The following is a 19,044-nucleotide window of genomic DNA, read 5'->3' on the forward strand; positions in this document are numbered from 1 at the left end:
CCTCAGGTCCCCCGGGGGACCTGAGGGTCGGACACGTTCGAGCGGGTCAGGAGCCGGTCAGCGGCCGCCGGCCGGCTTCTCCGGGTACTCCGGCGGGGTCTTCTCCAGCTCGATCGCGATCTCGCGGCGCTCGGCCACGATGTGCGGCCGCTCCTCGTCCCGCTGCTCCAGCGCGTCCGCCTGCAGCTCGGCGCTGAGGTGGTCCCAGTACAGGGTGCCGTCGAGGTGCTGGGACTCGTGGATGAAGCAGCGCGCCAGGTAGCCCGTGCCGGAGAGCTGCACCGGGCCGCCGTGCTGGTCCACGCCTCGCACCGTGGCCGCGCCGGGACGCACCAGGGGCTCGTACGCGCCGGGCACGGAGAGGCAGCCCTCCTCCTCGGTCTCGGGCTCGGCCTCCAGGTCCATCTCGAGCACCGGGTTCACCACGTGGCCCACGTGCCGGTCGCCGGACGCGTCGGTGAGGTCGTACACGAAGACCCGCAGGTCCACGCCCACCTGGGGCGCCGCGAGGCCCACGCCCTGCGCCGACTCCATCGTGGCGAACAGGTCGTCCACCAGCCGGGCGAGCTCCGGGGTGGAGAACTCCTCGACGGTGCGCGCGGGGGCGTGCAGCACCGGCTCGCCGATCTCGGTGATGCGCAGCACGTGGCCACGGTCCACCTCGGGGGCGGTCGCGGGGTACTCCTCGACCGGCTCGCCGAGCAGGTACGTGACGGGCTTACGTCGTCGGGGGCGGGTCCATGCCATGGCAGAGAGGGTACCTTCGACGCATGCCGCACACGCCGATCCGCGACGCCGCAGGCGCCGCGGGGTACGTGCTCGACGCGGCGCAGCACGCCGCCGCGGAGCACCTCGAGGACCTGCTGCACACCCTGGACGCCGGGCCGGGGCACGCCCGCCGCGACACGGTGCCCGGCGCCTACCTCTGGGGACCGGTGGGCCGCGGCAAGACCTGGCTCCTGGACCGGTTCCACGCCCGGGCGGGCGGTCCGCGGTTCCACTTCCACGAGTTCTACCGCGCGCTGCACGCCGAGGTGTGGGCCCGTACGGGCACGCCCGACGCGATGGACCGCGCCCTGGACGCCCTGCTCGGCGGCTCCCGGGTGCTCTGCTTCGACGAGCTCCACCTGCACGACGCCGGGGACACCATGCTGCTCTCCCGCGCCCTGCGCACCCTGCTCGGCCGCGGCGTCACGCTCGTCGCGACGTCGAACTACCCGCCGCAGGGGCTGCTGCCGGACCCGCTGTTCCACGAGCTCGCGGAACCCCTGATCGCGCTCCTGGAGGCGTCGCTCGACGTGCTGCGGGTGGACGGGCCGGTGGACTACCGCGAGCTCCGCGCGCCGGGCGTCGGGCTGGACGGCGGGCCGAACGCCGGGCCGGACGGCGCGGCCGTGCCTGGCGTGCGTGGCTGGCGGGCCGGATCCGCGCTGCCGCCCGGTCCGAGCGGCCTCGCCGGCGCCGGGCTGACTTGGCCGACGGCGGACGAGGCGGCCGACGTGCCCCTCGCCGGCGGGCGGAGCGTGCGCGCCCTGCGGGCGTCGGACGGGCTGGTCTGGTTCGACTTCGCCGGCCTCTGCGCGGCGCCCGTCTCCGCGCTGGACCTGCTGTCGCTGGCGGAGCGGTTCGACCGGTGGGTGGTGTCCGACGTCGTGCCGTTCGCCGACTGCCGGATCAGCACGCAGCAGCGGTTCGTGAACCTGGTGGACGTGCTCTACGACCGGGACCTGCCGCTGGTGCTGACCGCGCCGGGCCCGCTGGACGAGGTGCTCGTGGTGCCCGCCGGACGCCCCGCGCCCCCGGACCTGGCCCGCGCGACGAGCCGGCTGCGACAGTTGGGGCAGGCCGCGCAGCTCGCGGGCGAGGCCGTCGGATGAGGCGGGCACGGCACACCCCCACGGGCGGCGAGCGGACCGCCCTGGCCGCGCTCCGCCGTCGGGCCGCGCCTGCCGCCGCCGCGGTGCTGACCGTGGCCGCGGGCCTGTCCTTGCGGTCGGTGCTGACCGGCGACCTGGCGAAGTACGCGGGCGACGCGCTCTACGCGCTGCTGATCTTCTGGCTGGTGCTGGTGGTCGCGCCACGCACCCGCGGGTGGGTGGCCGCCGCGGTGGCGTGCGGGGTGAGCGTCGCGGTCGAGCTGTTCCAGCTCACCGGGATCCCCGCCGAGCTGGGCGCGCACAGCACGCTCGCCCGCCTGGTGCTCGGCACCACCTTCAACGCCCCGGACCTGCCGTTCTACGCCGTGGGGGCGGCCGCAGGGTGGGCGTTGCACCACCTGGCCGGACGCGTCGCCAGGTGGGCTGCCGGACGGCGCGCCCGAGCGCCGCACGCCTGAGGGTCGCCGGTCACGGACGGGCCATCCGTCTCGTCGGCGGGGTCGACAGCGATCCTCGGTACGGAAGGAACCCGATGAACATCGCCCTGTGGACAGCGGCCGGACTGCTCGCCCTCGCCTACGTGGCCGGGGGCCTGATCAAGGTGGTCATGAGCAAGCCGCGGCTCCTGGCGACGGGTGGGCCGTCGGCCGGGTGGGCCGAGGAGGTCAGGCCGGCCGGCATCAAGGCGATCGGCGTGCTCGAGATCCTGGGCGGCCTCGGCCTGGTGCTGCCCGCCCTGGTGGGCGTGGCGCCGGAGCTGGTGTCGCTGGCCGCCCTGGGCCTGGCGATGATCATGGTGGGGGCCGCGGTCACGCGCCTCGCTCGCCGCGAGTACCGGCTCCTGCTCGTGGACCTCGGTTACCTGGTGCTGATCGCCTTCGTGCTGTGGGGCAGGTTGGGACCGGAGGCGTTCGTCGCGTGACCCGGCCCGGCCAGGGCGAGCCCGGGCTCACTCGACGCTGCGCAGCGCGTGGTCGCTCGTGTTCAGGCGGCGCGCGCCGTCCGCGGTGACGGTGACGATGTCCTCGATACGCACGCCGAAGCTGCCGGGCAGGTAGATGCCGGGCTCGACCGAGAAGCACATGCCGGGCACCATCGGCAGCTCCTCGCCCTCGATCATGTACGGCGGCTCGTGGGTGGTGACGCCGATGCCGTGGCCGGTGCGGTGGATGAACTGCTCGCCGTACCCGGCCTCGGTGATCAGCCGCCGCGCCGCCCGGTCGACCTCCTGGCAGGCCACCCCCGGCCGGACCGCGTCGACGCCGGCCTGCTGGGCCTGCCGCACGATCTCGTGCACCTCGCGGACCTGCGCGGTGGGTTCGCCGACGCACACCGTGCGGCTGGTGTCGGAGCCGTAGCCGAACATCAGGCCGCCGAAGTCGAGCACCACGCAGTCGCCGTCCTGGATCTTGCGCACCCCCGCCTCGTGGTGGGGGTTGGCCCCGTTGGGCCCGGACCCCACCACGGTGAAGTCGACCTGCTCGTGGCCGTGGGCGCGCAGCAGGTCCGCGAGGTCGGCGGCGACCTCGGTCTCCTGGCGGCCGGCGAAACGCACGCGCAGGATCTCCTCGTAGGTCGCGTCGGCGGCCGCGCCCGCGGCGGCCAGGCGCGCCAGCTCGTTCTCGTCCTTGACGGCGCGCAGCATCGGGAGCCGGTGGGTCAGCGACCGGTAGCCCGACGCGGGCAACGCCGTCTGCAGCCCCAGCAGGTGCAGGGCCCACGTGTTGTCGGAGACGCCGAAGGTCCCGTCCGGGCGCAGCAGGTCGCGCACCACGTCGTACGGGTCGGCGCCGTCCAGCCAGCCCACGAGCGTGGTCGCCGGGGCGCCCTCGGCCCGCTCGGCGTCCGGCCGCTCCAGGGTCGGCACCAGCAGCGTCGGCTCCCGGTCCGGGGTGAGCAGGAGCATCGTGAGCCGCTCGGTGATCGCCGTGGGCTGGTACCCGGTGAGCCAGACCAGGTCGGGGCCGGGGGCGACCAGCACGCCGTCGAGGCCGGCGGCCCGGGCGTCGTCGACCACCCGTGCCATCCGGGCGGCGTAGTCCCGGGTGGTGAACGGGACGGCGGTCAGCGGTGCTTCGGTGCTCATGACGTCTCTCCCGAGGGGTGGTCGACGGACGCGGTGCCGGTCGCGACGTCGGTCGAGGCCGCGGTCGTGGGCAGCGTGTGCAGGTGCGCGGCGGCCGCCGCGGCCGAGTCGGACATCGTGCCCCGGCCGGCCGGGTGCCGCACGATGACGACGATAGCGAGCAGCAGGCCCAGCGCGCTGAACACCGCCATCACCCAGGACGCTGCTGCGAGGCCGGACGAGAGGGCGTCGGCGTCGCCCGCGCCGTCCGCCACCTGGTTGGCGGTCACGGTGGCGTAGATCGTCGCCGCCAGGGCGGTCGCGACCGCGGCCCCGACGTACCGGGCCATGTTGGAGAAGCCCGAGGCCTCCCCCACCTGCTCGGGTGACACGGCCGCCGTGGCGGCCGCCGACGACGGCCCGTTCGACAGCCCCATGCCGACGGCGATGGCGATCAGCGGCAGCAGGAACGTCACGTACTGCCACGACGCGTCGGCGAGCCCGATCAGCACGAAGCCCGCCGTCGTGATCGCGAACCCGGCGCCGATGGCCTGCCGGGGACCGAACCGGGCGGCGAGCCGGGGCACCAGCGGGGCGATGACCACGAGGCCCACCGTCGCGGGCAGCGTGGCGAGGCCCGCCTCCAGCGGAGAGAAGTCAAGGGTGGACGGGTCCTGGAAGTAGAGGCTGAGCAGGTACATCAGGCCGTTGATCGTGCCGGCGCCGATCAGGATGGCGATGGTCGCACCCACCAGCGTCCGGTTGCGCAGCAGGGCCAGGTCCAGGAGCGGGGCCTTGACGCGCCGCTCGGTCCGCACGAAGGCCCAGCCCGCGACCAGGGTGATCGCGAAGCAGGTGAGGGTGGGCACCGAGAACCAGCCCCAGTCCCCGCTCTTGCTCACGCCGAGGATCAGCGGCACCAGGGTGACCGCGATCAGCACGGTGCCGAGGTAGTCGACGGACCGTGGCGCCTCGGGGTCGCGGGACTCCGAGACGGTGAAGAAGGTGAGCACCATGCACAGCACCGCGACGCCGGCGTCGATCCAGAACAACCCCTGCCAGCCCGTGATGTCGACGAGCACGCCGCCGACCAGCGGCCCCGCGGCCGCGCCGACGGCCGCCGCCGCGCCCCACAGCGAGACCGCGCGGAGGTTCTCGTCCCCCTTGGTGGCCACCGACAGGAGGCTCAGCCCGCAGGCCAGGATGGTCGCGCCGGCCGCGCCCTGGATGACCCGGCCCGCGATCACCATGCCGCCCGACTGCGCCAGCGCGATCAGCACGCAGGAGACGACGAACAGCGCCAGGCCGAGCTGGAAGACCCGCTTGCGGCCGAACACGTCGCCCAGGGAGCCGGACGTGATGATCACGGCGGCCCCGACGAGCGAGTAGCCGGTGACGGCCCACTGGAGGGTGTCGACCGACATCCCGGTGTCCGCGCTGATCGCCGGCAGCAGGATGCTGACGGCGGAGGTGTTGGCGTTGACGACCAGGGTGGAGATGCAGGTCGCCGCGAGCACCCCACCGGCGCCGACCGCCGTGCCCGCCGCGCTCATCCGAGGCCCCTCATGCGCGTGACGGTAGGGGCCGGCGGGCACGTGGTCGTCACCCGAACTGGGTGATTGGGGCAGGCAGGCCGACGCGCGCGGGCGCCGTCCTCGGCACGTCCCGGCGGATCAATTGTCCTGGTGGGAGCCGCCGGCAGGGTCGTAGGTTGGGTCGCGATGAACCTCGGACTCCACCACCTGATCGACCCCCGGCTCCGGTCCCTCGTCGAGGAGACCAGCGAGTTCTACGCCCACCGCCCGTCCGGGCAGGGCCCCGGTGGTTGGGAGGAGCTGCTGGCCGTGCGCGCGCGGCTCGCCAACCCCGCCGCCGCGGACCCGCCGCCGGTCGAGGAGGTCGTGAGCGCCGGTGGGCGCGACGTCCGCCTACGGATCCACGAACCGGTGGGCGCACCGAGCTCCGGTGTGCTCCTCGAGCTCCACGGCGGCGGCTTCTACCTGGGGACGGCGGCCGGCAGCGACGTCCGCGACCGGGCACTCGCCGACGCGCTCGGCATCACCGTGATCGGCGTCGACTACCGCCTCGCTCCGGAGCACCCGTGGCCCGCGGCCCCGGACGACTGCGAGACCGCCGCGCTCTGGGTCGCCGAGCACATGTCCGAGCGCTTCGGCACCAGCAGGTTCGCGATCGGCGGCTTCTCGGCCGGCTCCACGCTCGCGGTGACCACCCTCGTGCGCCTGCGCGACCGGGGTGTCCACGCCGTCGACGCGGCCGTGCTCCGGTTCGGCACCTACGACCTCAGCGCGCGGACGCCGGCGGGTCGCCTCATCGCCGACGAGTACTTCATCGAGGCCTACGCGGGATCCGCCCCGGACCGGACGGTGCCGGACCTCTCCCCGCTCTACGCCGACCTGACCGGGCTGCCGCCCGTCCTCATGGTCGTCGGTGAGGCGGACATCCTGCTGGAGGACAACCTCGCGATGGCCGCGCGCCTGTCCGCGGCAGGCGTGGACCTCGACTTCCGTGTGTATCCCGGTGCCCCGCACGCGTTCACGGGACACCCGACCCCCATGGGGCGGGCGGCGCTCGACGACATCGAGTCGTGGCTCGGGGACCGGCTCGGCCACTCCGGGGCGTGACGGCCGATGCATGCCTATCCCCCGCTCGGTGTCGAGGTGCGCACGCCACGGCTGGTGCTGGCCGGTGCGACCGACGAGCGCCTGGCGCGGCTGCTCCCGGTGGTGCGGGCCGGCGTCGTCGGCCCGGAGCCCCTGCCGTTCGACGACCCCATGTCGCTCTACGCGGACAGCCCTGAGCGCGAGTGGCGCTGGCTCCGCGGTATCTGGGCCGGGCGCGCCCAGGTCGATCCCGACCGGTGGCGGCTGTACTTCGTGGTGCTGGTCGACGACGAACCGGTGGGGATGCAGGATCTCGTCGGCACCGACTTCAGCCGGTTCGGGTCCGTGACGACGTTCTCGTGGCTGGCCCCCGGCGCGCGGGGCAACGGCATCGGCTCGGAGATGCGGGGGGCGATCCTGCACCTCGCGTTCGACGGCTTCGGCGCCCGGGAGGCGACGAGCGAGGCGTTCGTCGACAACCACGCGTCGAACCGGGTGTCCGAGCGCCTCGGCTACGAGCCCAACGGCAGCGACTGGGCCACGCGCCGTGGGGACGCCGCGATGCTGCGGCGCTGGCGGCTCACCCGCGAGCGCTGGGCCGAGTCCCGGCGCGCCGACATCGGGCTCGCCGGAGTGGAGGAGTGCCGGCCGGTGCTCGGGCTGTGTCCCGGGCCGGGCTGCTCCCCCGCAGCCCCGCGCCGGATAGGTTGCGGCCATGACGAGCAGGCTGCTGCGACGCATCGGCGTCACTGTCGTGGAAGTGATCGCCCATGTCCTGCTGGCGGTCGGGGTCGTTGTCATCGTGGTGTCCGGAGTCTTGGGCACCATGGATAGCTGGCAGGCGGAGCACGGCGGTGAGACCGGAACGTTCACCCCGGTCGAGCAGGACTGCTCGCGGCACAGGGTCACCACCGTGATCTGCGCCTGGGAGGGCACGTGGACTTCCGACGTCGACGGGCGCACTCTGCGACACGTTCGTCTCGATGACGGCCTGGGCGCCGAAGAGGGAGACCCTCCGCCCGCCCCTGTTCACCCAACCCTGCTTGCTGACAAGGTCGCCGACCCGCAGGTGGCTTACCTTCCCGGCGAGCGCACCTGGCTGCTGGCACCGGCCCTGTCGATCCTGGCCGTCGGGATCTTCGCGGTACTGGCTTGGCGAGTGCATCGCTGGGCGCGCGAGAAGAGAACTGCCCGGGGGCTCGGCCAGCCTGTCGAAGGTCCGGCCCTCTGACCCGGAAGCGACGAGATGCCCGCAACAGGGCGCAGGACGCATGGAGGCACTGGACGTGCCACGACTCGAAGGAAGGTCGTCCCACGTGAATGTCTCGGATTTGCTCGGAGAGCTGCGGTCCCGTGGAGTCCCGGAGGACGCATACAGCATCGGCCAGGATCGCGACGAGTCTTACTGCCTCATGGAGACCTACGGGACGTGGAGCACGTTCTACAGCGAACGCGGGCTGCGGCAACGGGAGCGGACCCATTCCGGCGAGGACGCTGCCTGCCGGGATCTCCTCAACCGCCTGGGGCGCGAGTTCAGGGACTCCTAGGAGCGCGGGGGGTGCGCGAGATGCCCGCAACGGAGCCTGAGATGCAAGAAACCCCGGCCAACCGAGGCACATATGGCCTGGTCGAACGGGGTTTTCCTGGTGGAGCCGCCTGTGGGAATCGAACCCACGACCTTCTCATTACGAGTGAGACGCTCTGCCGACTGAGCTAAGGCGGCGTACGCACCGCACGCCGGCCGGAGCCGGAGGGGTGAGCGGGCCTAACTGTACCCAATGCATGTCCCAGGTTCCAAAGCGAAACCGTGTGACGTCGTCAACCCGCCGAAGAACCGCCGAACCACGCCGTTCGCCGGCCCTACCGGGCCGGCGAACCGGTCAGCAGGTCAGGCCGTCCTCGGGCACCTTGCCCTCCACGAGGTAGCTCTCGACGGCGTTGCTGACGCAGGTGTTGGACCGGCCGTAGGCCGTGTGCCCCTCACCCTCGTACGTGACCAGCACGCCCGACGAGAGCGTGTCGGCCAGCGACTCGGCCCAGCGGTACGGCGTGGCCGGGTCGTTCGTGGTGCCGACGACGACGATGGGCGGCGCGCCCTTGGCGGCCGGGTCGAACTCCTGCTCGGCCGCCGGGTACGGCCAGTCCGTGCACTCGATGCCGGAGTAGCCGAACGACTCGCCGAGCGTGGGCGCGGCCTTCCGGATGTCCTCGGCGAGGGCGCGCATCTTCGTCATGTCCTCCTCGGCGCGGGCGTCGGCGCAGTTGATCGCGCGGAACGCCTCCTCGCTGTTGGACTTGAAGGTGCCGTCGTCGTTCCGGTCGTTGTAGACGTCCGCGAGGTAGAGCAGGTCATCGCCCTTGCCCTCCCAGAACACCTGCTGCAGCGCCTGCGTGAGGAAGGACCAGGAGGCCTCGTCGTACATCGTGACGGCCACACCGTAGAACGCGAGCTTCTTGGTCACGTCGCGGCCCGACGACGTCGGGATGGGGTTGGGCTCGGCGTCCTCGACCATGGCCTGGATCTGCTGCAGGCCGGTGGTCACGTCGTCGCCGAGCGGGCAGTCGCTGCCCGCCTGGCAGTCGGTGACATAGGCGCGCAGCGCGCTCTCGAAGCCCTCGGCCTGCTGGAGCGCGACCTCGTCCGAGCTGAGCGTGGTGTCCAGCGCGCCGTCGAGCACCAGGCGGCCGGACCGGTCCGGGAACAGGCCGGCGTAGGTGGCCCCGAGCTGGGTGCCGTAGGAGTAGCCCAGGTAGTTGAGCTTGTCGTCGCCCAGCGCGCCGCGGAGCATGTCCATGTCGCGCGCCGCCGACTGCGTGTCGACGTTGCCCAGGAGCGGCCCCGTGTTCTCGGCACAGGCCTCGCCCCAGGCGCGCACCGCGTCCTGGCGGTCGGCCAGGCCCTCGGGCGTGTAGGGGTAGTCCTTGCTGAGGAACTCGTCCTTGCCCGCGTCGTCGAAGCACTTCACCGGCGTCGACTGCCCCACGCCGCGCGGGTCGAACCCGACGATGTCGAACGAGGAGCGCAGCGACTGCCCGAACCGCGCCGGGTCGCTCACGAAGTCCACGCCCGACCCGCCCGGCCCGCCCGGGTTGACCAGCAGGGACCCGATCTTCTGCCCGGACGCGGGCAGTCGCTTGAGCGCGACCTCGATGCTTCCTTCGCCCGGGTCGTGCCACGAGAGCGGGGCCGACGCCGTGGCGCACTGGAAGTCCCCGCCGCACTCGGTCCACTCCAGCGACTGGCCGTAGTAGTCCTCGTAGCCCTTGGGCGCGCCCTCCGTGGCCGAGCCGTCCGACTTGCCCACGTCCTCCAGCGCCGTCTGCACCTTGGGGGGTGCTCCGCAGGCGGCGAGGAGCAGAACTGAGGTGAGCAGCGTGGCGACGACGGCCGCAGGCTGACGACGGCGGGCGGGGCGAATCACCCGGACAACCTACCGGTTGTGCTCGGTGGATTTCCTACCCGCTGGCGAACCGACACGCGACCCTCACGAGTCGAGCCAGGCGACCGGGCCGGGCTCGCCGTCCGCGTCGCGCGGCTCGAGCTCCACCTTGCCCTTGTCGCCGAGCTGAACCGGCACCGCACGGCCCGTGTCCGACTCCGCCGGAGCCTCGACCACCGTGGTCGTGGGCACGAAGTCCATGGTGCAGATGCCGTTGTCGGCGGGCACGAACGTCACCGTGAGCACGCCGTCCGCCGCGGCGACGCCGGCCTCCTTGCCGCCCGACCCGATGGTCGCCTCAGGCTCGGCGAAGGTGGGGCAGGAGCTGGACCCGTTGGTCACGACGTAGAGCAGGCCCGGCTCGGGCGCCCATGCGACGCCCGCCGTGGACTCGGTGCTGCCCTCCAGGCCCGGCGGCAGGCCGCGACCCTTGGCGCCGGCGACGATCTCCATCTCGGCGGCCTCCGGCAGCTTGCCGTCCTCGGCACCGTCCGACGCGCTGGGGCTGGGGCTGGTCACGTCGCTCTCCTCCGCGGACGGGGACGTGGTGTTCGTGGACCCGGCCACCTCGGAGCCGCCGACGTCGGACTGCGCACAACCCGTCAGCGCGAGGGCCGCGACCACCCCGATGCCCAGGGCCGACGCACCCGCGCGCGCCAGGGTCCGTGCCGCCGTGCCCGACCCGTTCGTCCGCTCGATCTTCATGCCCGGTTCCTTCCACTCGCCTCTGACACCACCAGGTGTGTGCCGCAGGACTGCGACGCCTCCACCCCTGTCATGTGGCGAGCGGCATGCATCTTGCACGACACTCCGGCCAACATTGGCAAAAGGTCAGGTGATCGGCACGTCGAGCCGTGGCGGGACGTCAGACCCGGGCGGTGGAGAAGCGCAGCTTCTCCGGGGTGGCGTCCGCGGCCGTCTTGCGCAGGAACGCCCGGCGGTGCACCGAGAAGGCGTTCCGGTCGTCGAAGAAGTCGCGGGCCATCTCGGCCAGCTCGATGGTCTGGTAGTACGACAGCGGCCGGTCCGTCGCGCGGCGCTCCGCGCGCGCGGCGAGCATCCAGCCGAGCGTGGCGGGCTCCTCGTACCCCTGCGCCGCCGAGGACAGCCAGGTGGTGAACTCGCCCCACTCGCGGGGCCCGACGGCGCTGATCAGCCCGATGCGGGCCGCCTCGGCCACCGAGATCGGCAGCTTGCGCGACAGCAGCAGCGACGCGCGGTGGTCCCCGACCCGGGCCGGCATGCTCCACGAGTGCAGCTCGGAGCCGTAGATCCCCATGTCGTAGTACGGGTTGAGGACGACGCCCTCGCGGGCGAGCGTGACGTCCGCGCACAGCCCGGCCATGACGCCGCCGGCGCCGGCGTTCGCCGTGAACGCGGCGACCGTGAGCTGCTCGGCGGTGGCGATCGCGAGGCACAGCTCGTCGATGGCGCAGATGTTCTCCCAGGCCTCGGCGGCCGGGTCCGGCGACGCGTCGACGGTGCCCAGGTGGATGCCGTTGGAGAACGCGTGCTCGGTGCCCTTGATGACGAGCACCCGGGTGTCCTCGGTGAGGGCCTTCTCGACGGCGCTGGTCATGCGGCGGCACTGCTCGGTGTACATCGCACCGCTGTACGAGCGGAACGTCAGGTAGCCGACGGCGCCGTCGCGCACGTAGGTGGTCTCGGCCAGGGCGTCCGGGATGCGGCGGAACGGGGCGTTGCTCGCGTCGATGACCTGGGCGGCCGGCAGCTTGGTGCCGCGGCGTCCGCTCAGCTCGGCGGCGTAGCCGACCCAGAGCGTGCCGACGCCGCAGGCGATCGCCACGGCGTCGAGGTTGCGGCCCACGACGGTGCCGGGCTGCGCGCCGGTGTGCTCCGGCGACGCGACGGCGTCGAAGATGCAGACCGACCGGCCGTTCACGCCCGCCGGGGCGCCGGGGGCGCCGTCGGCGGCGGCGACGAGCCGCTCCAGCTCGGCGGCGGGACGGCTCCAGTCGACCCGGAAGTCCTCGCGGCGCAGCAGCGGCAGCTCGCCGCTGACCGGCACGATCCGCAGGCAGGCCTCGGCCGGGATGGGCCGCTCGCCGTCGGCGACCTTGCGGACCACCTCGCCGATGCAGGCCATCGCGGCGTCCGCGACCCGGCTGTTGTACAGGGCGCTCTTGGAGATCGGCTGGTCCGGCATGTCGAAGACGGCGGTGGCCCACACCGGGCCGGCGTCCAGCTCCTCGACGGCGGACAGGGCCGTGACGCCCCACCGGTCACGGCCGTCGCGGATCGCGTGGTCCAACGACGAGGGCCCGCGGTCGCCCACGGGGCCCGGGTGCACGATGACGGTCGGCCAGCGGTCGTAGATCGTGTCCGGCACGCGGTGCTTGAGGAACGGGCACAGGATCAGGTCCGGGTCCGCCCGCTCGACGGCGCGGGTCATGGCGGCGCCCGACTCGAAGGTCGGGGCGAGCTCGACTCCGACGTCGTGCCCCTGCTCCCGCAGGGAGCACCAGACCCGCTGGGTAAGACCGTTGAAGGCAGAAACCAGCAGGAGGATCCTCATCGGACGGTGGACTCCTAAATCGCACGGACGAGCTCTGGGGGCGCCCCGCAGCCTAACCAGGGACGGCATTCGGGACAATGTGCCGCGGTGGTTCACATTCACCCGTGCGAAATCTTCACACGTGGACCACGGCGGAGGGTGTTCAGCCCTGTGGGCGCAGGGCTATCGCCATCGCCTCCAGCGCGAGGAGCGGCGCCACGTTGCCGTCCAGCCGGGTGCGGGCCACGCCGATCGAGTCCATGCGCCGCACCGTCTGCTCGGGGGTCGAGTCGGCGGCCAGCGCGCGCACGGTCTCGGCGAGCTCGGCGTTGACCAGGTCGACCTCGGCCCCGAGCTGCACCACGAGCACGTCCCGGTACAGCGACAGCAGGTCCACCATCGCGCGGTCGAGCACGTCGCGCTGGTGCCGCGTGGCACGGCGCTTCTGGTCGTCCTCGAGCTGCTTGAGCTGGGAGCGCAGGCGCGGCGGCAGCGTCTCGCCGTCGGCCACGCCGAGCGCGCGCAGCAGCTCGGCCTTCTCGGCGGCGTCGCGCTCCTGGGTGGCCGAGACGGCCTCCGCCTTCGCGACGTCCACGAGCTCGCCCGCGGCGAGCACGGCGTCGCCGACGCCGCGGATGCGCCGCGCGATGCTCAGCACCGCGGTGCGGCGTTCACGCGCCCCGGCGTCCCGCGCCAGACGCCTGGCCAGGCCCACGTGGCTCTGGGCCGCGCGGGCCGCGCTCAGGGCGACCGCGGGGTCCGCGCCGTCGCGCCGTACCAGCAGGTCGGCGACGGCCTCGGGCGGCGGCACGCGCAGCACCACCGACCGGCAGCGGGACCGGATGGTCGGCAGCACGTCCTGGACCGACGGCGCGCACAGCACCCAGACCGTGTGCGGCGGCGGTTCCTCGATGGCCTTGAGCAGCACGTTGGTGGTGCGCTCCGCCATGCGGTCGGCGTCCTCGATGACGATCACGCGCCACCGGCCGCCCGACGGCGAGCGGGACGCCGTCATGATCAGGTCGCGCACCTCGTCGATGGCGATGACCACCTTCTCCGTGGCCAGCAGCGTCACGTCCGGGTGGGTGCCCGCCATGGTCGTGGTGCACGACCGGCAGACACCGCAGCCGCCGTCCGGGCACTGGAGCGCCGCGGCGAAGGCCCGCGCCGCCACCGACCGGCCCGAGCCGGGCGGGCCGGTCACGAGCCAGGCGTGCGTCATCGCGGCCGGGTTGGCCACGGCGGCCTGCAGCACGGCGACGGCGGACTCCTGCCCGACGACGTCGTCCCACACGGTCACGAGCGGTCCTCGCCGTCGGCGGCCGGGTCGGACCCGGTGACGCTCGCGGCCTCGGTGACCACCGGCGTCAGGCCGAGGCGGGCCGCGACGTCCACCCGGATCTGCGCCTGGATGTCGTCGACCGGAGCAGCGGCGTCGATGACCACCCAGCGCTCCGGGTCGGCCGCCGCGCGCTGGAGGAACGTGTCCCGGACCCGGGTGTGGAACTCGACCCCGGCCCGCTCCAGCCGGTCGAGCTCGCCCTTGCCCTCGGCCGCCGCGCGGCGGGCGGCGGCCGCCTCGGGGTCGAGGTCGAGCAGGATCGTGATGTCCGTCCGCAGGCCCTTGGTGGCCCACAGGGAGAGGTGCTCGACCTCGCCCGGAGGCAGGTCGCGCCCGCCCGCCTGGTAGGCGATCGAGGAGTCGACGTAGCGGTCGGTGACCACCACGGCGCCGCGCTCCAGCGCGGGGCGCACCACGGTCTCGACGTGGTGGGCACGGTCCGCCGCGTAGATGAGCGCCTCGGCCCGCGGGCCCATGTCCTGCCCGTGCATGACCGCGGCCCGCAGCTCCTTGCCGAGCGTGGTGGCGCCCGGCTCGAACGTGAGCAGGACCTCGCGGCCCGTCAGGTCCGCCAGCCAGTCGCCGAGGAGGCGTGACTGGGTCGACTTGCCCACGCCCTCGCCGCCCTCGAAGGAGATGAAGTAGCCCGGTGCGTTCACGCCGCCACCCTAACCGGGCCCGCTGACATCGACCCGGCCGGCTCCCGCTGGGCGACGCCCGCGCAGTCGGCGCACGATGGGGACATGGACGACAACGAGCAGAGCATCACGCCGATGACCGTGGACGAGTGCTGGGAGTTCCTCTCGATGCAGCCCATCGGGCGGCTCGGCACCGCCGTCGCCGGCGAGCCGGAGATCTTCCCCCTGAACTTCGCGGTCGCGGACCGGACCATCTACTTCCACACCATCCCGGGGACGAAGGTCGCGGAGGTGGCGATCAACGAGAAGGTCGCGTTCGAGGTGGACCAGTGGGGTCCCGAGATCGCCTACAGCGTCGTCGTGAAGGGCACCGCGGAGATCCTGGAGACCGACGCCGACATCGCGGCTGCCGAGTCGACCAACCTGATCAGCTACCTGGAGGACACCCGGGACACCTGGGTGCGCATCACACCCGCCCAGGTGACCGGCCGCCGGCTGCGCCGCTGACGCGCCGGCCCGGCCGCGCCCCGGCCTACTCCTTGGTGGACGTGCTCTTCGCCGGGGCCTTCTTGGCCGGGGCCTTCTTCGCGGGCGCCTTCTTGGCGGGTGCCTTCTTCGCCGGAGTGCGCTTCTTCGCCGGGCCCTGCGCGCGCTTCTCCGCGAGCAGCTCGATGGCCCGCTCGGCCGTGACGGACTCCGGCGTGACGTCGCGCGGCAGGGTGCGGTTGGTCTCGCCGTCGGTCACGTACGGGCCGAACCGGCCGTCCTTGACCTGGATCGGCTTGCCGCTCGTCGGGTCGTCGCCGAGCTCGCGCAGCGGCGGCGTCGCGGTGCGCCCGCGGCCCCGCTTGGGCTGCTTGTAGATCTCGAGCGCCTCCTCCAGGGTGACCGTGAACATGGCCTCCTCGGACGGCAGGGTGCGCGAGTCCGTGCCCTTCTTCAGGTACGGGCCGTAGCGGCCGTTCTGCGCGGTGATCTCGTCGCCCGACTCCGGGTCGGTGCCCACGACCCGCGGCAGCGACATCAGCTGCAGCGCGTCCTCCAGCGTCACCGAGTCGAGGGCCTGCGTCTTGAGCAGCGACGCCGTGCGCGGCTTGGGCAGGGCGGCCAGCGCCCGCTTCTTCGCCGCGGCCGACAGGTCCGGGTCGAGGTCCGGCTCGGGCAGCTGCTCCGTCACGTACGGGCCGTAGCGGCCGTTCTTCGCCACGATCGGGTTGCCCGACTCGGGGTGCGTGCCGAGCACGCGGCCGTCGTCGGCGCCCGCCGCCAGGAGCTCGCGCGCCTTGGCGACCGTCAGCTCGTCGGGCGCGACGTCGTCCGGCACCGAGGCGCGGGGCGGGGTCTTGCCCTCCTCGACCTCGGCCGCGAGGTCCTCCAGGTACGGGCCGTAGCGGCCCACGCGCACCCGGATGCCCTCGCCGATGTCCACGGAGTTGATCGCCGCGGCGTCGATCTCGCCCAGGTTCTCCACGAGCGCCCGCAGGCCGCCGCCGTCGCTGTCCACGCCGAGCGCGTCCGACGTGCCGACGTTGCCCGGCCCCTCGCCGAAGTAGAACTCCTGCAGCCAGGCCACGCGCTCCCTGGAGCCGGCCGCGATCTGGTCGAGGTCCTCCTCCATGGTGGCCGTGAAGTCGTAGTCGACCAGCCGGTCGAAGTGCTCCTCCAGCAGGCGGATCACCGCGAACGCGAGCCAGGTCGGCACCAGGGCCTGGCCCCGCGTGATGACGTAGCCGCGGTCCTGGATGGTCGAGATGGTCGCGGCGTACGTGGACGGGCGGCCGATGCCGCGCTCCTCCAGCGCCTTGACCAGCGAGGCCTCCGTGTACCGGGCGGGCGGCGTCGTCGAGTGGCCGTCCGCGGCGAGGTCGGTGCCGGTCAGCGCGTCGCCTTCGGCCATCGTCGGCAGGCGCGTCTCCTTCGCGGCCGCGGCGCCCTCGGCGGCGTCGTTGTCGGCGTCCGCACCCTCCTCGTACGCGGCCAGGAAGCCGCGGAACGAGATCACCGTGCCCGACGCCGAGAACACCGCCTCGTTGCCGTCCTGCGCGCCGCCGGAGACGGTCGCGCCGAGCCGGACGGACGCCGTCGACCCCTTCGCGTCGGCCATCTGCGAGGCCACGGTGCGCTTCCAGATCAGCTCGTACAGCCGGAACTGGTCGCCGCTCAGCTCGCCGGCGACCTGCGCCGGGGTGCGGAACGAGTCACCCGCGGGGCGGATCGCCTCGTGCGCCTCCTGGGCGCCCTTCGCCTTGCTGGCGTAGAGGCGGGGCGCGCCGGGAACGTACTCGGCGCCGTACAGCTCGGCGGCCTGCCGCCGCGCGGCGTCCGTCGCCTCCTTCGACAGCGAGGGGCTGTCGGTACGCATGTAGGTGATGTAGCCGTTCTCGTACAGGCCCTGCGCGGTGCGCATCGCCTGGCGCGACGACATCCGCAGCTTGCGGCCCGCCTCCTGCTGCATGGTGGAGGTGGTGAACGGCGCCGCCGGACGGCGCGTGTACGGCTTGGTCTCCAGGCTGCGGACGGCGAAGTCGGCGGCCTCCAGCCCGGCGACGACGGCGCGGGCGGCCGCCTCGTCGAGCTGCACCACACCGGTGCGGACCTTCAGCCGGCCCCGGTCGTCGAAGTCGCGACCGGACGCGACCTTCTGGCCCGCGAGCTGCGTGAGCCGGGCGCGGAAGGAGGGCTGGCCGCCGTCCGCCCCCTCCGGGACCGCGAACGTGCCCGCGACGTCCCAGTAGTCCGCGGACACGAACGCCATGCGCTCGCGCTCGCGCTCGACCACCAGGCGCGTCGCCACCGACTGCACCCGGCCGGCCGACAGGCCCTGGCGCACCTTGCGCCACAGCACCGGCGAGACCTCGTAGCCGTACAGGCGGTCGAGGATGCGCCGCGTCTCCTGGGCGTCCACCAGGTCCTGGTCCAGCTCGCGCGTGTTCTCCAGGGCGCGGAGGATCGCGTCCCGCGTGATCTCGTGGAAGACCATGCGCTTGACCGGGACCTTGGGCTTGAGCTCCTGGATCAGGTGCCAGGCGATGGCCTCGCCCTCGCGGTCCTCATCGGTCGCGAGGAAGAGCTCGTCGGCGTCCTTGAGGGCCTTCTTGAGCTCGGAGACCTTCTTCTTCTTGTCCGCGTGGACCACGTAGTACGGGTCGAACCCGTTGTCGACGTCGACGGAGAACTTGCCGTACGGGCCCTTCTTCATCTCCGCGGGGAGGTCCTTGGGCTGCGGGAGGTCGCGAATGTGCCCCACGCTGGCTTCGACCTCGTAGCCGTCACCGAGATAGCTCTGGATCTTGCGAGCCTTCGTGGGCGACTCGACGATCACGAGCTTGCGTGCCTGGGACATCCGGTCCTGCCTGCTTCCTGCTGGGTCTGGGGACGTGCGCCGGGTGGCGTTGGAGAGTTCACGGTACGCCAGGCACGACGGATCGCACCCTATCCGGGCTCACAGCGGGCTGCCCGGTGGTTTCACATGACCGTGGTGATTTTCACTCGTGGCGTCAACGCCACGGGGAGTCTCACACCAACGACACGGTCTCTTCAGGAGGCTCCTCTACGGTGGGGCCCATGACCGACCGCACCCTCCCGCCGCGCGACCTGCCGCGACCTCTGCAGGTGGGGAGCGTTGCCAGCCCGATGCCCGGCCGGACGGCGGGCCTCCGGCCCCGGGTGGGGCCGCGCGTCGTCGCCGCCGTGGTCGCGGCGCTGGCGCTGTGGGGCGTGTGGGCCACCTGGGACGTCTTCGTCCGCTCGGGCCGCGGCCAGCACGCCGACCAGCTCGCGCTCGAGGGCGCCGCCCGCGGGCAGGGCGTGCTCTGGGAGCTCGCCGAGCCCGTGCTCGGTGTGGTGTCCAACTCGTTCGTCGGCCTGGGCCTGGCGGTCGCCGTGGTGCTCGCCCTGGCCCGCGGACGCTGGTGGCTCGCGGCGCAGGTGGTGATCCTGGTGGCCGGCGCGAACCTCACCACCCAGGTGCTCAAGCACGTGGTGCTCGACCGGCCGGCGCTGCTCGACATCGCGCGCGCCGACATCAACACCCTCCCCAGCGGGCACACGACCGTCGCCGCGTCCGTCGCCGCCGGGCTGCTCATCGCGGTGCCGCGGCGCTGGCGGCCGCTCGTCGCGCTGGCCGGCGCGGCCTACACGGCGGCGACCGGGGTGTCCACGCTGATCGGGCAGTGGCACCGGCCGTCCGACGTCGTCGCCGCCATCCTCGTCGTGCTCGCCTGGAGCGCCGGCGTGTGCGCGCTGAGCTCGTCGTCGTCCCTGGACGAGCCGCGCACCGGCGCGGAGCCGGGGACGTCGGGCGCGGCCGGGCTGCTGCTGCTCGGCGCCGTCGTCTGCGGCGCCCTCGGCCTCGGCGCGCTGGGCAGTGTGCGCGGCTACGGCTGGGCCCTGCCGATCGGCGGCGACCTGACGGCCTACATGGGCGGGGCGCTCGGGGTGGTGGCCGTGACCCTCGGCTCGTTCGCGCTGATGCTCCTGGTCCGCCAGTCCACGGCCCGTCCCTGAACCCGGAACGTGTCAGACGCTCAGGCCACCGAAGGTGACC

General features: G+C 73.2%; 17 protein-coding genes and 1 tRNA gene. 8 read left to right on the forward strand and 10 right to left on the reverse strand.

Annotated elements, in window-relative coordinates; all coding sequences use genetic code 11:
• Positions 1-57: 57 nt before the first annotated feature.
• The gene (gene def, locus ACFWEJ_RS15555; RefSeq protein ID WP_377230111.1) at positions 58-747 is read right to left on the reverse strand and encodes a peptide deformylase; all 690 of its coding nucleotides are present in this window, start codon (positions 745-747) and stop codon (positions 58-60) included.
• Positions 748-770: 23 nt separating this feature from the next.
• On the opposite strand from def, the gene zapE reads away from it, so the two are divergent.
• From zapE to ACFWEJ_RS15570, 3 genes are all read left to right on the forward strand, one after another.
• Positions 771-1,877, forward strand: coding sequence for a cell division protein ZapE (zapE, locus tag ACFWEJ_RS15560; RefSeq protein WP_377230112.1), 1,107 nt, complete (start codon positions 771-773; stop codon positions 1,875-1,877).
• Complete coding sequence (locus tag ACFWEJ_RS15565) at positions 1,874-2,335, forward strand: DUF2809 domain-containing protein (RefSeq protein WP_377230113.1); 462 nt, start codon at positions 1,874-1,876, stop codon at positions 2,333-2,335. The genes zapE and ACFWEJ_RS15565 overlap by 4 nt, the downstream gene beginning before the upstream one ends.
• A gap of 74 nt (positions 2,336-2,409) precedes the next feature.
• The gene (locus tag ACFWEJ_RS15570; RefSeq protein WP_377230114.1) at positions 2,410-2,799 is read left to right on the forward strand and encodes a DoxX family protein; all 390 of its coding nucleotides are present in this window, start codon (positions 2,410-2,412) and stop codon (positions 2,797-2,799) included.
• Positions 2,800-2,826: 27 nt separating this feature from the next.
• On the opposite strand, the gene ACFWEJ_RS15575 is transcribed toward ACFWEJ_RS15570, so the two are convergent.
• Complete coding sequence (locus tag ACFWEJ_RS15575; RefSeq protein ID WP_377230115.1) at positions 2,827-3,963, reverse strand: aminopeptidase P family protein; 1,137 nt, start codon at positions 3,961-3,963, stop codon at positions 2,827-2,829.
• The gene (locus tag ACFWEJ_RS15580) at positions 3,960-5,495 is read right to left on the reverse strand and encodes an MFS transporter (RefSeq protein ID WP_377230116.1); all 1,536 of its coding nucleotides are present in this window, start codon (positions 5,493-5,495) and stop codon (positions 3,960-3,962) included. Before ACFWEJ_RS15580 ends, ACFWEJ_RS15575 begins: the two co-directional genes overlap by 4 nt.
• 168 nt (positions 5,496-5,663) lie before the next feature.
• Here ACFWEJ_RS15580 and ACFWEJ_RS15585 point away from each other — a divergent pair, with 168 nt between their 5' ends.
• From ACFWEJ_RS15585 to ACFWEJ_RS15595, 3 genes are read left to right on the forward strand one after another with little or no spacing between them, the layout of a single operon-like run.
• Entirely contained in the window at positions 5,664-6,584 is a 921-nt protein-coding gene (locus tag ACFWEJ_RS15585; RefSeq protein WP_377230117.1) for an alpha/beta hydrolase, read from the forward strand.
• Positions 6,585-6,590: 6 nt separating this feature from the next.
• The gene (locus tag ACFWEJ_RS15590; RefSeq protein WP_377230118.1) at positions 6,591-7,397 is read left to right on the forward strand and encodes a GNAT family N-acetyltransferase; all 807 of its coding nucleotides are present in this window, start codon (positions 6,591-6,593) and stop codon (positions 7,395-7,397) included.
• Positions 7,390-7,794, forward strand: coding sequence for a hypothetical protein (locus ACFWEJ_RS15595; RefSeq protein WP_377230119.1), 405 nt, complete (start codon positions 7,390-7,392; stop codon positions 7,792-7,794). Before ACFWEJ_RS15590 ends, ACFWEJ_RS15595 begins: the two co-directional genes overlap by 8 nt.
• A 416-nt stretch (positions 7,795-8,210) precedes the next feature.
• On the opposite strand, the gene ACFWEJ_RS15600 is transcribed toward ACFWEJ_RS15595, so the two are convergent.
• The 6 genes from ACFWEJ_RS15600 to tmk form a co-directional block, all read right to left on the reverse strand.
• Positions 8,211-8,286: transfer RNA gene (locus ACFWEJ_RS15600), tRNA-Thr, on the reverse strand.
• Between the two features lie 157 nt (positions 8,287-8,443).
• Complete coding sequence (locus ACFWEJ_RS15605; protein ID WP_377230120.1) at positions 8,444-9,985, reverse strand: alpha/beta hydrolase; 1,542 nt, start codon at positions 9,983-9,985, stop codon at positions 8,444-8,446.
• A gap of 63 nt (positions 9,986-10,048) precedes the next feature.
• A complete protein-coding gene (locus tag ACFWEJ_RS15610) occupies positions 10,049-10,708 on the reverse strand; it encodes a hypothetical protein (protein WP_377230121.1) in 660 nt (219 codons plus the stop codon).
• Between the two features lie 160 nt (positions 10,709-10,868).
• The gene (locus ACFWEJ_RS15615; RefSeq protein WP_377230122.1) at positions 10,869-12,539 is read right to left on the reverse strand and encodes an enoyl-CoA hydratase-related protein; all 1,671 of its coding nucleotides are present in this window, start codon (positions 12,537-12,539) and stop codon (positions 10,869-10,871) included.
• 142 nt (positions 12,540-12,681) lie between these two features.
• Complete coding sequence (locus ACFWEJ_RS15620; protein ID WP_377230123.1) at positions 12,682-13,818, reverse strand: DNA polymerase III subunit delta'; 1,137 nt, start codon at positions 13,816-13,818, stop codon at positions 12,682-12,684.
• Positions 13,815-14,519, reverse strand: coding sequence for a dTMP kinase (gene tmk, locus ACFWEJ_RS15625; RefSeq protein WP_377230124.1), 705 nt, complete (start codon positions 14,517-14,519; stop codon positions 13,815-13,817). The genes ACFWEJ_RS15620 and tmk overlap by 4 nt, the downstream gene beginning before the upstream one ends.
• A gap of 84 nt (positions 14,520-14,603) precedes the next feature.
• Here tmk and ACFWEJ_RS15630 point away from each other — a divergent pair, with 84 nt between their 5' ends.
• Positions 14,604-15,005 carry a pyridoxamine 5'-phosphate oxidase family protein gene (locus tag ACFWEJ_RS15630; RefSeq protein WP_377230125.1) on the forward strand — a complete coding sequence of 134 codons (402 nt, stop codon included), beginning with the start codon at positions 14,604-14,606 and terminating at the stop codon, positions 15,003-15,005.
• A 25-nt stretch (positions 15,006-15,030) separates the two neighbouring features.
• On the opposite strand, the gene topA is transcribed toward ACFWEJ_RS15630, so the two are convergent.
• On the reverse strand, positions 15,031-17,841 hold the full coding sequence (topA, locus tag ACFWEJ_RS15635) for a type I DNA topoisomerase (RefSeq protein ID WP_377230126.1): 2,811 nt from the start codon (positions 17,839-17,841) through the stop codon (positions 15,031-15,033).
• Positions 17,842-18,062: 221 nt separating this feature from the next.
• Here topA and ACFWEJ_RS15640 point away from each other — a divergent pair, with 221 nt between their 5' ends.
• Positions 18,063-19,004 (forward strand): phosphatase PAP2 family protein, encoded by a 942-nt coding sequence (locus tag ACFWEJ_RS15640; protein ID WP_377230127.1) that lies wholly within the window; start codon positions 18,063-18,065, stop codon positions 19,002-19,004.
• Positions 19,005-19,044 lie beyond the last annotated feature (40 nt).

Source organism: Promicromonospora sp. NPDC060204 (assembly GCF_042728455.1).
Classification (GTDB): domain Bacteria; phylum Actinomycetota; class Actinomycetes; order Actinomycetales; family Cellulomonadaceae; genus Promicromonospora.